A 13,727-nucleotide genomic window follows, 5' to 3' on the forward strand; every position below is an offset into this window, starting at 1 on the left:
CCAAATGAGATGATGTAATTAGATGATCGCTGCCTTGACGGGGGCGCCGAAGAAGCCGTAGGCGCCGATCATGGCGCCGATCTGGGTATCGTTGGCCTTGCCCACCAGGTTGTTTTGCCACAGGGCTGCTTCCTGCGAACCCTCCCAGCAGTACAACTGGTTGACTTCGGCAACCCGCTTCGAGCGCGCGCCATTGCTGCGTGCCATCCAGTAAAACCAGATGTCGTCGCCGTTCGGGCACAGTGCCGTAAAGGCGGCCACGTCGAGCACTTCGGGGCCGAACACGCCGGGCGGATACAGCACGCCGCCGATGCCGGTGGGGAAATGCGTGACGTCGGGCCGGGTGTTCTGCACGTCGTGCTCCCAGTCGGAATAGGGCAGTGGCAGGCCGGCGCCGTCGAACCGGATGCGGTGCATGCGGTGGCAAACCACTTCGAGCTTGCCCGGCGTACGGGCGTCGGCCAGCTGGCGCAGCCAATCGCGCCAGTAATACACATCGTCGTCGGCGGTGACGATGGCGCGCCGTTCGCCTTGCTGCAGCAGCGGGATCATTTTCTTGTAAGAGCGGGTGTCGTCGCAGGCCTCGATTTCGAGGCCTGCCGCCCGCAGCGCCGTCACTGCTGGCGGCAGCTTGTCCATGTCGCGGTGGGCAATCCACAGCACCACCCGCGCCGGCGCCAGCGACTGCGACAGCAGCGATTTGAGCGTCAGGTGCAGGGTGCCAAAGCGTGGCGGATAGGACGTCAGCGACACCACGATGCCGGCATCGTCGCCGGCCTGGCGGTGGGCGCCGTAGTGGCGCCCATACGCCAGCCAGTCGCGCTCGAGCACGACCAGGCGGCGCAGGTTTGCAACGCGCTCTTGCAGGCGGCGCGTCTTGTGCTTCAACCAGCTAGTCATCGGCCCGTCCTCAGGCGACGTGCTTGCCAGCGCGCCCGATCGCGTGGTATTCGACGCCTTGCTTGCGCATCGTGGCCGGTTCGTACAGGTTGCGTCCGTCGAAGATCAGCGGCTGCGACAGCGCAGCCTTGAGGGCGCCGAAGTCCGGGCTCTTGAACGCTTTCCATTCGGTCATGATGATCAGCGCGTCGGCACCGGTTACTGCACTCATCGGTGCGTCGCTGTACGACAGGCCGCGCTGTTCGGCCGGCAAGTCTGCCAAGTCGAGCTCGAAGGCATGACGCGCCTCTTCCATCGACACAGGGTCGAAAGCAACGACCTTGGCACCGCGCTTGAGCAATTCCTTGACCATCACGCGGCTTGGGGCGGCGCGCATGTCATCGGTGTTCGGTTTGAAGGCCAGGCCCCACATGGCAAAGGTCTTGCCGCTCAGATCTTCGCCCAGGCGGGCGACGATTTTGCCGAGCAAAATTTGCTTTTGCTGGTTGTTGACCGACTCGACCGCGTGCAGGATTTCCAGGTGCTGGCCAAACTCGCCGGCGCTGCGTACCAGCGCTTGCACATCTTTCGGGAAGCAGGAGCCGCCGTAGCCGGTGCCGGCGTACAGGAACGAGAAGCCGATGCGCGGGTCGGAACCGATGCCTTTACGAACATTTTCAATGTCGACATCGAGCTTGTCCGCCAGGTTCGCCAGCTCGTTCATGAACGAGATACGGGTGGCCAGCATGGCGTTAGCGGCGTACTTGGTGAACTCGGCCGAGCGCACGTCCATGTACAGGATACGCTCGTGGTTGCGGTTGAGCGGGGCGTACAATTCGCGCATCTTGTCGCGGGCCTGCTGGCCGGCGGCATCGGAGTCGGCGCCAATGACGATGCGGTCCGGACGCATGAAATCGTCGACCGCCGCGCCTTCCTTGAGGAATTCCGGATTCGACACCACGGTGACGCCAACGTCGGTGTTACGGGCGGCCAGTTCTTCGGCGATCGCAGCGCGCACTTTCTCGCCGGTGCCGACCGGTACCGTCGATTTGTCGACGACAACCTTGAATTCGGTCATGTGGCGGCCGATGTTGCGGGCGGCGGCAACCACGTACTGCAGGTCGGCCGAGCCGTCTTCGTCGGGCGGAGTGCCCACGGCGATGAACTGGACATCGCCGTGCGCCACGCTGGCGGCAACATCGGTGGAAAAGGTGAGGCGGCCTGCGGCGCGGTTGCGCTCGATAATCTCCTTCAGGCCCGGCTCGTAGATCGGCACGCCGCCATTATTCAGGATGTCGATCTTGCGCGCGTCGACGTCGAGGCAAAATACCGAGTTACCCAACTCGGCCAGGCAAGCGCCCGTCACCAGGCCTACATAGCCCGAACCAATCACCGTAATTTTCATTCGCGTTCCTTGTTTTCACTGTTGGCGCGCCGCCGCAACAGCACGGCGCAATATCGTTTCATTATGATCTCATGCTATGCTACGCTGCAGCATTTAGTTGGGAATTTTACACGTTATCGACATTTGCATCGGTTTATTTTGCATCCAAACGTGCGCCACCCGGACAGCCCTGCAGGCTATCACACTGTTGACGGCCTGTTACATCTCATTGCTATTCTTGCATGGTAGAATGACGGATGGTCGAGTAATTTTTTAATGTGTGAGCAGGAGTGTTAAGTTGGCAAAGATCGATGTCTTGTTACCTGTCAAAAACGGTATGGATTTCCTTGCGGAGTCGCTTGACAGCGTGCAAGCGCAGACCTTCCAGGACTGGCGCCTGCTTGTGCTCGATCACGGCTCCACTGATGGCAGCCTTGAAATGGCAGCCGCGTATGCGGCGCGCGATCCACGCATCGAGGTGCATCCATTTCCGCAAGCGGCCGGCTTGTCGGGGTTGCTCAATTGCGGGCTCGATATTGCCAATGCCGAATTTGTCATGCGCCATGACGCCGATGACGTTTGCCTGCCCGAGCGCATGGCCATCACGCTGGTTGCCTTTGCGGCCGAGCCGGATTGTGTGGCGATCGGCGGCCAAGCCGAAGTAATGGATGCCGCCGGGCACAAGCTGGGCGTGATGTCGGTGCCGGTGGGGCGTGAGCGCGTGACCGCTGCCAGCCTGTTTCGCAACCCGGTGGCGCATCCCACTGCCATGATGCGCCTCGGCGCGCTGCGTGCGCTCGGTGCCCGTTATGGCAACGATTTTCTGCAGGCCCTGCCACAGCAGCAAAGCATGGAAGTGAGTCATCTGGCGGAAGACTATTTTCTGTTTGGCCAGTTGGCGATCCTCGGTAAGTGCAACAATGTGCCACAACAATTGCTGCGATACCGTTGGCATGGCAACAACGTGAGCGCCACCAAATTCATGGACCAGACTGCATTGTCGGTAGCGATTTCGCGGTTCCTGGCGCGCTCGTTCAGCGCACTGAAACAGTTACCCGCTTTCGATCCTGCGCCGTTTGTCAATCATGGCGGTTTGCTGCTCGAGATCGATGGTCAGCGCAATTTCGACGCCTCATTTGAACAAATGACGAACGTGCTGCAGCGCGGCATGGGCGCGTCTCCTGAACTGCAGCGCGAGATTGACTACCGCCGCGTTTTGGCAACCCGGAACCCGCTGGCCCTGCTGTGGCGTTATTATCGTTTCAGTAGTGCGCATGTCGCTGAAACCGGGGAGTGGAACGCGGTGCGTTCCTGGCTGGTACGCGTAGTGCCCGGCAAGCGCCGCATGAGCGTTGCCGCCCAGCCGGCTTGAAGAATGAGAGTTCGTTTTAACTTCGCTGTCAGCAGACGCGATCACGATTATTGGATATAGGAGTCATATGGTTGCGTTGCTGAAAAGGCCCACTTTGCATTCGCTGAAAATGCCGGATTTTAGCCGGCACCCGTCGCGCATGGTCTATCTCATGGTGGCACTGGCCATCTGCCTGGCGGGCCTGCTTGGCGCAGCCACGCCCATCCTTGTCGATCTCATGGGCGGCAGCGTCGCCAAGCTGCTGGCCTTGCCGGCGGCCATGTTGTTTGGGCTGCTGCTGATCTATGACCGCAAGCTGACGCTGCTCCTTATCGTTGTATTACGCGCCGGGGCGGACAACGCGCTCGATCTCACCCGGTTCTCGCTTGGTGGCTACATGATCGGTATCGGCGGCGTGATCAACGGCATCGTGATCCTGCTTGCCATCCTGCTGATCTTCGAGCGCCCCAAGGCCATACCGCAGCGTGCGTACATGGCGTGGGCGCCGTTCCTGTTGATCACTGCCATCGGGGTCGTGCATTCGCCGTTCACCGGCGAGTCGGTGCGCCTGTTTCTGCAACAGTTGTCGTATTTTTCGCTGTTCATTGGCGGCTATTACTGCGTGCGCAACCAGCCGGACTTCCGTTTTTGCCTGAAGCTCATGGTGTGGTCGTCCCTGATCCCGGTACTGTATTCCTTCGTCGACATTGCCTTGCATTTCAGTGGCGGATTCCGCTTGAAGAGTACGTTTGCCCACGCCAACATCATGGCGTTCTATCTGACCGTGATCATTACCATCGCCTTTTATCTGTTTAAAACCTTGCCGCCCAAGGCCGGCCTGGGCGCGCGCTGTGGACTGGTTGCCTACCTGCTGCTGATGCTGGTGCTGCTGCTGCTCACGAAAACCCGCAGTGCCTGGCTTGCCACGGCACTCGGCTTTGCCCTGTATGCCTTGTTGTTCGACCGCCGCTTCCTGGTATATATGCTGGTCATGGGCGTGACTGCTTTGTTTATCCCCGGCATTGGTGACCGTATCCTCGATCTTGGCCAGGGTAACGAAGTGGCCACCTACGCCACGCTGAACTCGTTTGCCTGGCGCGTCTACCTGTGGGAGACAGGGCTAGGCTGGATGTCGTCGGTCGATTACATCTGGGGCAAGGGTCTGCAAACCTTCTACGAGAATTCGGTGATCTTCTTCCCTCTGGCGGGCAAGATCAAGTGGGGCGCCCACAGCGTTTACGTGCAGTTGCTGTTCGAACTGGGCGCGATTGGTTTGGTCGCCTTCCTGTGGCAGTCAATCAGCATGATCAAGCAACTGGCGCCGCTGGTGAAAATCGACAAGCTGGCGGCGTTTTCCCTGATACTGATCATTGTCAATTTCCTGATCTGTGCGGTCAGCGACAACATGTTTTATTACCTGTCGTATAACTGGTATCTGTGGTTTGCCATTGGAGCCGGTTGCGCGCTGGCGCGCAGTGTGGTTGTCGAGCGCAACGCCAAACCGGTCGTTCAGTCCCGATATTGAGCCCAGATCTAGCCTGCCATGCAAACCACTCTAGCATTGTCGTCCGAGGCCCCCGCTGCTACCGGCCATGGCGCCCACTTGTCTGTACTCGATGGTTGGCGCGGGCTGAGTATTTTGCTGGTGCTGGCGGCGCACCTGTTACCGTTGGGACCACATTCTTTGCTGCTCAACCACAGTGCCGGTGTCTTCGGCATGGTGATCTTCTTTATCCTGTCCGGTTTTTTGATCACATCCTTCCTGCTCAAGGATCAGCGTATTGGTGGTTTCCTGGTCAAGCGTTTTTGCCGTGTGTTGCCGCTGGCGTGGCTGTACCTCGTCATCGCGCTGGTGTTATCGGTAGTGCCGCTCTCCAAATGGGCCAGTCATATGCTGTTTTACGCCAACCTGCCACTCGAAGATGGCTTCCCTAACGATCTGTTGCCCATGACCGAACACTTGTGGAGCTTGTGCATGGAGTTGCAGTTCTACGTGGGCGTGGCGTTGTTGGTAGCAATGCTGCCCAAGCGCGGCCTGTTGTTGCTGCCATTCATAGGAATGGCGTTTACGGCGTTACGCTGGCACGATGGCGTGATCGCTTCGAGCATTAGTTATTATCGTATCGATGAAATCCTGGCAGGCTGCACCCTGGCATTGGTGTATCACGGCGTGTTCGGCGTGCGTGCGCGTGATTTTCTGCGCATCGTGCCACTCTGGCCGGTAGCGGTGCTGCTGGCGTTTTCCAGCATGCCGCAAGGACAATGGCTCAATTTTCTGCGTCCTTACCTGGCACTGCTATTGGTAGGGGGGTCGCTGATGCAGCCCACCTCGCTCCTGGTCCGGGTTTTGCACAATCGCATGCTAGTGTTTGTTGCTGGTATTTCTTATGCGCTGTACGTGATCCACCCGATGCTCACTTTCACCTGGCTCGGTAGTGGCGACGTGATCGTCAAGTACCTGAAGCGGCCGCTGTTCTTTGCCGTGCTGTTCATGCTGGCTTATGGCTCGACTTTTTATTACGAAAGCTGGTTCATGAAGCGCGGCAAGCGCTGGGCCGACAAGGTCAACGGCTGGTTCGATATCCGCCCATGGCGCACCCCAGCCGTTGCTGTTACCGCCGACGTGGTGGCCGAAGCCGCGCCCGACGAGGCGCAACTCGAGCCGACCGCCGCTGAAGCTGATGCCACGGTTGACGCTGAAGACAAGACTGGAGCTGACGATGATCTCGGCGCAGTCAAGGCCTCCACTGGCGCACCCAATGCACTCCGTTAAAGTTGAATAGAATATTTAATGAAAATAGCTTACCTCGTCAACCAATACCCCAAAGTCAGCCATAGTTTTATCCGTCGTGAAATTCTAGCGCTTGAGCGCCAGGGCTTCGAGGTCGAACGCTTCGCACTGCGCGGCTGGGCCGACCAACTGGTCGACGCCGAAGACTTGCGCGAGCGAGAAAAAACCCGCTACCTTCTACGCGACGGCGCGCTGGCCTTGGCTAAGTCCATGTTTGCTGAACTGGTGCGTGCACCTGGTCAATTTCTGGGCGCGGTCAAACTGGCGCTGCGCATGTCGCGACGCGCCGACCGGCCGTTGCCGCTGCATATGATCTATCTGGCCGAAGCATGTCGCATGGTCGGCTGGATGCGCGCCTCCGGCGTGCGCCACCTGCATGCTCACTTCGGCACCAATCCGGCCGAGGTGGCCATGCTGGCACGCGAACTCGGTGGCCCGGCATATAGTTTTACCGTTCATGGACCGGAAGAATTCGACAAGCCGGAGTTTTTGCACATCAGGGAGAAGATCGCCCGTTCGGCTTTCGTAGTGGCGATCAGCAGCTTCGGCCGCAGCCAGCTGTTCCGCTGGATACCGTACACCGACTGGCCGAAAGTAGAAATCGTCCACTGCGGCCTGGAGCCGGCATTCCACGCCGGTGTCGCTGTTCCGCCGCCGGCAGCGCCGCGCCTGGTGTGCGTGGGCCGCCTGTGCGAACAAAAAGGGCAGTTGCTGCTGGTGCGCGCGGTGGCGCAACTGGTGGCACGCGGCGTGGCGGTGGAACTGGTGCTGGCCGGTGATGGCGAAATGCGCGCCGAGATCGAAACCCTGATCGCGCGCCACCAGTTGCAAAACGTGGTGCGGATTACCGGCTGGATCAGCAGCGACCAGGTACGCGAAGAAATCCTGGCGTCGCGCGCGCTGGCCTTGCCAAGCTTTGCCGAAGGTTTGCCGGTGGTGGTGATGGAATCGATGGCGTTGCGCCGCCCGGTACTGACCACCTACGTGGCCGGCATTCCGGAACTGGTGCACGATGGCGAAAATGGCTGGCTGATCCCTGCCGGCGATGTCGATGCTGTGGCAGCCGGCATCGAACGCGTGCTGGCCACGCCGCTCGAGCAGATCGCCGTCATGGGCGAACGCGCCCACCAGCGTGCGGTCGAGCGCCATTCGATCGATACCGAGGCGGCCAAGCTGGCAGTGCTGATCAAACGCAGCCGGGGCTAGTTGGCCGCAACCGAAAAAAAGCCGCTCCTTACATTGAGCGGCTTTTTTCTTGGCCTGTCGCCGTTTAGCGAATCAGGCTGCTCTGATAGCGCCAGGTATCCGTGCACATCTGCTCGATATTGCGTTGGGCTTTCCAGCCCAGCTCACGTTCGGCGACGTCGGTGGCGGCGTAGCATACGGCGATGTCGCCGGCCCGGCGTGGTTCGATCTTGTACGGGATGGTTTTGCCGCAGGCGCGCTCAAAAGCACGCACCATATCGAGCACGCTGCTGGCGGCGCCGGTGCCAAGATTGTAGGTCAGCACGCCGCGCTCGTCGTCAAGCTTGTTCAGCGCCTTGACGTGGCCGATGGCCAGGTCCACCACGTGGATGTAGTCGCGCATGCCGGTGCCGTCGGTGGTGGGGTAGTCGTCGCCGAACACGGACAGGCGCTCGCGGCGGCCTTCGGCCACCTGGGCGATGAACGGCATCAGATTGTTCGGGATGCCGCGCGGATCTTCGCCGATCAGGCCGCTTTCGTGGGCGCCCACCGGGTTGAAGTAGCGCAGCAGCACGATGCCCCAGTCGGGCGCGGCTTTAGCGTGGTCGCGCATGATGTTTTCCACCATCAGCTTGGAAGCGCCGTACGGGTTGGTGGTGCGCAGCGGGAAGTCTTCGCGGATCGGCACGGTGTCCGGGTCGCCATACACCGTGGCGGACGAGCTGAAAATGATTTTCTTGACGTTGTGGCGGGCCATGGTTTCCAGCAGCACGATGCTGCCGTGGACGTTGACGTCGTAGTAGCGCAGCGGCTGCGCCACCGATTCACCGACCGCCTTGAGGCCGGCGAAGTGGATCACCGCGTCCACTGCGTGGGCGGCAAATACCTGCTCCATGACAGCGCGGTCGCGGACGTCGGCCTCGATGAAGACCGGCGCGCGGCCGGCCAGCGTGGTCACGCGCTCAACCACATCGGCCGTGCTGTTGGACAGGTCGTCAACGATCACGATGTCGTGACCGGCGTGCAGCAGTTCGACGCAGGTATGGGAGCCAATGTAGCCGGCGCCGCCGGTAACCAGAACTTTCATGAGGATTCCTTGGTATTAAGAGTTATTCGCTGTCGCGCTTGGAGCGCACCCATTCGACCTGGCGGTTGATCAGGAAGCCGATATAGACCGGCACCTTCCAGAATATATACAGCACCGCCATTGCCAGGTTGGCCGCGCTCAGGGTCTGGCGGCCGTAGCGCCACCAAGCCAGCAGCACGGCCACGCCCATTGCCACGGCGATCGACAGCGCAAACAGCAGCGGTCCGACCGCGCCGCTGAGCAATGCAAACAAGGCGCTGGCGCCCAGCGCGGCGATCACCACCAGCGACAGCAGCGCCAGCGGCGGCACGATCAGGTCGAGCGCCATGCCGACCATGGCCAGGCGGCCACGCATCAGACCTTCAAGCAGGAAGCGCGGCGCGGCCGAAACGATCATGCTCAGGTGGCCGTGTTCCCAGCGGCGGCGCTGGCTCTGGGTGCCGGCGTCGCTGCTGGGGAAGGTGCTCGAGACCAGCACGTACGGGCAGAACAGCGGCGGCGTGCCGGCGCGGGTCAGGTCCATGCCCAGCTTCATGTCTTCGACGATGTGGCCATTGGCCAGCGAAGCGGTGCTGATCACCGACCACGGGAAGGCCATGCCGCTGCCCATCAGCGGGCAGGGGATGCCGAGGCGCAGGAAGCCGAGCGGGCGCACCAGGTTTTTCACGGTCCAGGCGAATTCCGCGATCTTCTTCATCGGGCCGCTGCCGGCAGGCGAACGCATCAGGTACAGCGCCTGCACCGGCCGGCCGCTGGCCAGCGCAGTGCGCGCCAGGCGGTCGATGGCGCCCGGTTCGACCAGGCAGTCGGCATCGACAATGAGCATGACTTCGGGCGGATCTTCGGCCAGGCATTGCACGCCGAAGTCCAGCGCATAGCCCTTGCCACGGTGTTCGGCGTGATGGCGTTCGCGCACTTCGGCGCCGGCCGCGCGGGCGGCGCCGGCGGTATTGTCCGAGCAGTTGTCGGCCACGACCAGCACGCGGTCGCCGGCAAGCATCTGCGGCAGCAGCGTGGCCAGGGTGGCGCCGATGCCGTCTTGTTCGTTATGGGCCGGCACCAGCACCGCCACCCGGGGGCGGCGGCCGGTCATGGCGGGGCCGGGACCGGCCGGCTTGGCTGCCAGCAGCGATTGCACCAGCAGCACCAGTACGGGAATGGCCAGCAGCGCCAGCACGGCGCACAGAATAATGCTGAGCACGGTAATCATGCAGCCTCCCGTGCGGCAATGATGCGGGCCGGGGCGCCGACGGCGGTGGCGCCGTCGGGCACGTCGCACAGCACCACCGACATGGCGCCGATGCGCGCATTGTTGCCGATGCGCACGCCGCCAATCACTTGCGCATAAGCGCCGAATTCGACATCGTCGCCGATCACCGGGGTAGGGCCGCCGGCGTGGCGATTGCCGATGGTGACGCCCTGGCGCAAGGTGCAGCGGGCGCCGATCACGGTGTCGGGATGGACGAAGATATTGCCGAAATGCCAGACGCGCAGGCCGGGGCCGATGCTCGCGCTCTTGGGCAGGCTGACGCCGGTGACGGTTTCGATCACCCGGAACAGGCCCCAGTACACGGCCAGCCCGAGCTTGCGCCCGAGACCGGGCGGGCGGCGGTCGAGCCGGCGGCCACGGCGATACAGCCACACGGCCCAGATCGATTGTTCCTTGAGGAAAGGGCGGCGCATGCCGTAACGGTCCAGGTCGGCCGCCCAGTCTGCATCATCAGCCATGGTATTGGTGCTTTCGTGTCATGTTAATCTTGCTTGGTCAGCGTGGCGCGCACGGTGGCGTCGGCCTTGCCGCCGACGGCACTCAGGTCGTAACGCGCTTTGCCCAACGGGCAGGGCAGGGTGGCGCTGGCGCCGTCGGCCAGTGGACCACTGTCAAACAGTTCATCGCGCATGTCGGCGCTGCGCACTTGCAGCGCCAGGGTGGCGCCGCCGGTGGCCTGCACGCTGAAACGGCATTTGGCGCCAGGTCGAGGCGCCGCCCAGTTGACGCGGCCAATGTCGCGCAACACCGAGCTGCGCGACTTGCCGCCGGCTTCAAGCGTGAGCTGGTCGTTGATGGCGTCGTATTCGCCTCCCTTGCCGCGCCAGGGGCCGCGCATCGACAGCAGATTGGTTGGCTGTTCCATCTTCATCGGTTTGCCGTTACCATCGAGCCAACCGGCCGACGAGACCACCTGGCGCAGATTGGCGCGGATGCGGTGCAGCTCACGGCCGACGTCCTGGTTCCATCCGCTTTTGCCATGCAGGTTGAAGTTGCTGCCGTTTTCCACGTAGATGTAGAATGGCGTGCCGACGTTGCGATCGACCACATAGGCGCCGTAGGTTTTCAGTGTGTCCACGACCTTGCGCAGGTGCGCGTTGGCAATCTTGCTGCTGTCGTAGTCCGGTGGCAGCATCATCAGCGCGCCTTCGGGAATGCTGCCGGTATTGCGCTCGGCATCGATGTCGGCGGCGGTGGCGGGGAAAATGTAGGCAGGCTTGCTCGACAAGCCGTTATAGGTGAGCGACATGGCTAGCGCGTGGCGATACGTGGGCTGGCCGTCCTCGACCTCGTGGCGGCGGATCAGGCCTGCGGTGGATGGGATACCGACCGCACGCGTACCTTGGTAAAAGTCGGCGGGATCACCCCACCCTCGGCCGTTAAGGCGGCTCCAGGCGTAACCGACTGCCGCCCAGTGGTCGTTACGCTGGCGCAGTTGCCAGAACGAATGCAGCATACCCGTGTCCGGCTCGGCAATGTCGGCGTGGCCGTCACTACCGCTGGCCGGAGTGAGGCCGGCCGGCCAGTGCGTGATGGTAATGGCGCGCTGGACGCCCTGGTTGTAATCCCATACATCGGGCTTGCCCTTGGCACCCACAACTTCCTGCGACGGTGATTCCTTTCCACCCAAGAAACTGATAGTGGAAAAAGCCCCCCCCCCAATAGCGGGGAAATAACTGGACGTGGGGATCTCGGCAGTCCCGAAAACAGGCCGAACCGGACGGGCATTCCATGGAGAGTCGGCAGCGAAAGGATGCTCGGCAGTACCAAATGCAGGCGGAGCGGAAGGCGCGGACGCCGGCGTGGCGGCAAACGACGTGTTGGCCATGCAGAGCAGGGCCAGCGAACTGAGGATGGAACGGTTCATGGGGCGCGGCAGCGCGGCAGCGGCGCATGCAATCTGATCATCAAGTGATGTATTTTAATCCACTTGTAGAGCGCACAGTAGGGTTTTTTGATGCACTGCAAAATGCTACTGGCCGACACAAGGTCGGCCAGTCATCAGGTGAAGCGCAGCGCCGACGGCAGCCGGCACGGTTCAATCATTTTACGCCGCTGCGCGAACCGGTATAGGTCGGCGAAGCTTGCAGCAACGTCTTTAGCGTGGCAGCCTTGGCGGCGTTGGCCGCAATCGTCGCTGGGGCCAGTTCCACGGTAACCAGTTCGCCACGTACGCTCGATGCCTGGTTCAGGCCGTTGGACGCGTAGAGCACGAACCACGCGCCGGTCGGCCAGACAAAGCGCTTGGTGTAGCCATTGCTCTGGGTGCCGGTGTCGAAGATCATCGTGCCGCCCGAGTAGAGCGCCATGCGCAGGGTAGCGCCGCCGGTGCCAATCACTTTCAGCTGCTGGGTGCTACCCACCACTGGTGCGCCCCATTTGATCTTGCTCAGTCCGGTCGAGTTGCCGTTTTGCATAATGGTTTTCACAGGCGAAGCTGGGAACACGATCGATTGCGACCACGTGTCGAAAGCGCCGGTCACGGTACCCGAGTTCTTGATCCACGGACCACGCATCGACAGCGCGTTGAGGTTCGGCGTATTGGCGTCGAACGCTTTGCCGGTGCCATCCTGCCAGCTTTGCGCACCGATTACGCGCCGCATGTTTTGACGCATGCGCTCAAGTTCAGCTGCAACAGCATTATTCCAGCCGCCAGCGTGCAGGCCCAGCGAATTGCCTGTTTCCACGTAGATCACAAACGGCGTGCCGACGTTGCGGTCCACCACATACGCACCGTAAGTTTTCAGCGTCTCGGCCACTTTACGCAGCGCAAGGTTGGCGATCTTCGAAGTGTCGTAGTTCGCTGGCAGCATCATCAGCGCGCCTTGCGGGATCTTGCCGCTGTTGGTTTTGGCTGCATCGCCGTCGGCCGAGGTGGCCGGATAGACGTATGGCTCGGTGGCCGACAGTGCATTGTAGGTGAGCGACATGGCCAGTGCGTGGCGGTACATCGGCAAACCATCGTTGATTTCGTGGGCGCGGATCAGTCCGGCCGAGGCAGGTACGCCGGTAGCACGGGCACCCAGGTAGAAGTGAGCCGGATCGCCCCAGCCGGTGCCGGTGGCTGGCGACCATGCATATAAGCCAGCCTGCCATTTGCCATTGACGTTCTTCAGTTTCCAGAACGAGTGAATCACATTGGTGACAGGATCGTAGATGTCGGCGTGGCCATCGCTCCCGCTGGCAGGGAGGGTGTTGGCAGGCCAGCGCGGCAGTGTAACTTCGGTATTGCCGCCAGCGTCAGGATTATTGACCAGGTTGGCGCCATTGGTGCCATAGATCTTCATCGGCAGATCGGTTTCCTTGGCCAGGAACAAGCCGGTCGAGTAAGCGCCCGCAGTGATGTCCGGGTAGTAACTCGAGGTTGGTATGGTGTACGAGGTGTCGAGCACCGGATTTACCGGGCGCACGTTCCACAGCGACTGCGCGGCAAACGGGTTAGCGTAGGTGGAGAATGCTGGAGGGGTGCTCATGCTCGGCGCCGGCGTGCCGGTGGTTTGCGCCTGCACGTTCAAGGTCAGGGCACACGCGCTCAATACCGACCAGCCGATCACTTTGGTGAGCTGGGACGCGGACACAGAAAGCGGTTTATTGAAAAACATGTCTAACTCCTGGAAATAATTTCAAAATGATTGGGCGGTAACGCAACCTGAAATTTATTATACACAAACCCTTTCCGTAGCGAAATTTTTTTCAATTCATTTTGGCTGGTTGCAGCACCTGTGCAACACATTGTTACCGTATTGATCATGCGCATAAAAAAACCTGATTAGCCCCGCA

The 13,727-nt window shown here is 61.3% G+C and carries 11 protein-coding genes; 4 read left to right on the forward strand and 7 right to left on the reverse strand.

Translation table 11 applies throughout. The features are described from left to right. Nucleotides 1-18: 18 nt before the first annotated feature. A complete protein-coding gene (locus F8197_RS25240) occupies nucleotides 19-900 on the reverse strand; it encodes a glycosyltransferase family 2 protein (RefSeq protein ID WP_152884455.1) in 882 nt (293 codons plus the stop codon). Nucleotides 901-910: 10 nt separating this feature from the next. Then, nucleotides 911-2,284 (reverse strand): UDP-glucose/GDP-mannose dehydrogenase family protein, encoded by a 1,374-nt coding sequence (locus F8197_RS25245; protein WP_152884457.1) that lies wholly within the window; start codon nucleotides 2,282-2,284, stop codon nucleotides 911-913. A gap of 277 nt (nucleotides 2,285-2,561) precedes the next feature. On the opposite strand from F8197_RS25245, the gene F8197_RS25250 reads away from it, so the two are divergent. From F8197_RS25250 to F8197_RS25265, 4 genes are all read left to right on the forward strand, one after another. After that, nucleotides 2,562-3,635, forward strand: coding sequence for a glycosyltransferase (locus F8197_RS25250; protein ID WP_152884458.1), 1,074 nt, complete (start codon nucleotides 2,562-2,564; stop codon nucleotides 3,633-3,635). Between the two features lie 109 nt (nucleotides 3,636-3,744). Further along, the gene (locus F8197_RS25255) at nucleotides 3,745-5,139 is read left to right on the forward strand and encodes an O-antigen ligase (RefSeq protein ID WP_227012402.1); all 1,395 of its coding nucleotides are present in this window, start codon (nucleotides 3,745-3,747) and stop codon (nucleotides 5,137-5,139) included. A 78-nt stretch (nucleotides 5,140-5,217) separates the two neighbouring features. Beyond that, nucleotides 5,218-6,387: an acyltransferase gene (locus tag F8197_RS25260; protein WP_227012403.1), complete on the forward strand. Its 1,170-nt coding sequence runs from the start codon at nucleotides 5,218-5,220 to the stop codon at nucleotides 6,385-6,387. Nucleotides 6,388-6,405: 18 nt separating this feature from the next. Continuing rightward, nucleotides 6,406-7,611: a glycosyltransferase family 4 protein gene (locus tag F8197_RS25265; RefSeq protein ID WP_152884463.1), complete on the forward strand. Its 1,206-nt coding sequence runs from the start codon at nucleotides 6,406-6,408 to the stop codon at nucleotides 7,609-7,611. A gap of 64 nt (nucleotides 7,612-7,675) precedes the next feature. Here F8197_RS25265 and galE read toward each other — a convergent pair whose 3' ends face one another. The 5 genes from galE to F8197_RS25290 form a co-directional block, all read right to left on the reverse strand. Then, nucleotides 7,676-8,677, reverse strand: coding sequence for a UDP-glucose 4-epimerase GalE (gene galE / locus F8197_RS25270; protein WP_152884465.1), 1,002 nt, complete (start codon nucleotides 8,675-8,677; stop codon nucleotides 7,676-7,678). Nucleotides 8,678-8,699: 22 nt separating this feature from the next. After that, nucleotides 8,700-9,887 carry a glycosyltransferase family 2 protein gene (locus F8197_RS25275; RefSeq protein ID WP_152884466.1) on the reverse strand — a complete coding sequence of 396 codons (1,188 nt, stop codon included), beginning with the start codon at nucleotides 9,885-9,887 and terminating at the stop codon, nucleotides 8,700-8,702. Further along, nucleotides 9,884-10,405, reverse strand: a complete 522-nt coding sequence (locus F8197_RS25280) for a serine acetyltransferase (RefSeq protein ID WP_152884468.1) — start codon at nucleotides 10,403-10,405, stop codon at nucleotides 9,884-9,886. Before F8197_RS25280 ends, F8197_RS25275 begins: the two co-directional genes overlap by 4 nt. A gap of 23 nt (nucleotides 10,406-10,428) precedes the next feature. Next, nucleotides 10,429-11,544, reverse strand: coding sequence for an Atrophin-1 multi-domain protein (locus tag F8197_RS25285; protein ID WP_152884470.1), 1,116 nt, complete (start codon nucleotides 11,542-11,544; stop codon nucleotides 10,429-10,431). Nucleotides 11,545-11,989: 445 nt separating this feature from the next. After that, complete coding sequence (locus F8197_RS25290) at nucleotides 11,990-13,549, reverse strand: Atrophin-1 multi-domain protein (protein ID WP_152884471.1); 1,560 nt, start codon at nucleotides 13,547-13,549, stop codon at nucleotides 11,990-11,992. Between the last annotated feature and the right edge of the window lie 178 nt (nucleotides 13,550-13,727).

Source organism: Duganella sp. FT27W, assembly GCF_009295655.1.
In the GTDB taxonomy this organism is placed as follows: Bacteria; Pseudomonadota; Gammaproteobacteria; order Burkholderiales; family Burkholderiaceae_D; genus Rugamonas; species Rugamonas zoogloeoides.

Bases quoted from the DNA above. Each gene is read 5' to 3' on its own strand.
- F8197_RS25240 (WP_152884455.1), bottom strand. From the start codon at position 900: ATGACTAGCTGGTTGAAGCACAAGACGCGCCGCCTGCAAGAGCGCGTT.
- F8197_RS25245 (WP_152884457.1), bottom strand. From the start codon at position 2,284: ATGAAAATTACGGTGATTGGTTCGGGCTATGTAGGCCTGGTGACGGGC.
- F8197_RS25255 (WP_227012402.1), top strand. From the start codon at position 3,745: ATGCCGGATTTTAGCCGGCACCCGTCGCGCATGGTCTATCTCATGGTG.
- F8197_RS25265 (WP_152884463.1), top strand. From the start codon at position 6,406: ATGAAAATAGCTTACCTCGTCAACCAATACCCCAAAGTCAGCCATAGT.
- galE (WP_152884465.1), bottom strand. From the start codon at position 8,677: ATGAAAGTTCTGGTTACCGGCGGCGCCGGCTACATTGGCTCCCATACC.
- F8197_RS25275 (WP_152884466.1), bottom strand. From the start codon at position 9,887: ATGATTACCGTGCTCAGCATTATTCTGTGCGCCGTGCTGGCGCTGCTG.
- F8197_RS25280 (WP_152884468.1), bottom strand. From the start codon at position 10,405: ATGGCTGATGATGCAGACTGGGCGGCCGACCTGGACCGTTACGGCATG.
- F8197_RS25290 (WP_152884471.1), bottom strand. From the start codon at position 13,549: ATGTTTTTCAATAAACCGCTTTCTGTGTCCGCGTCCCAGCTCACCAAA.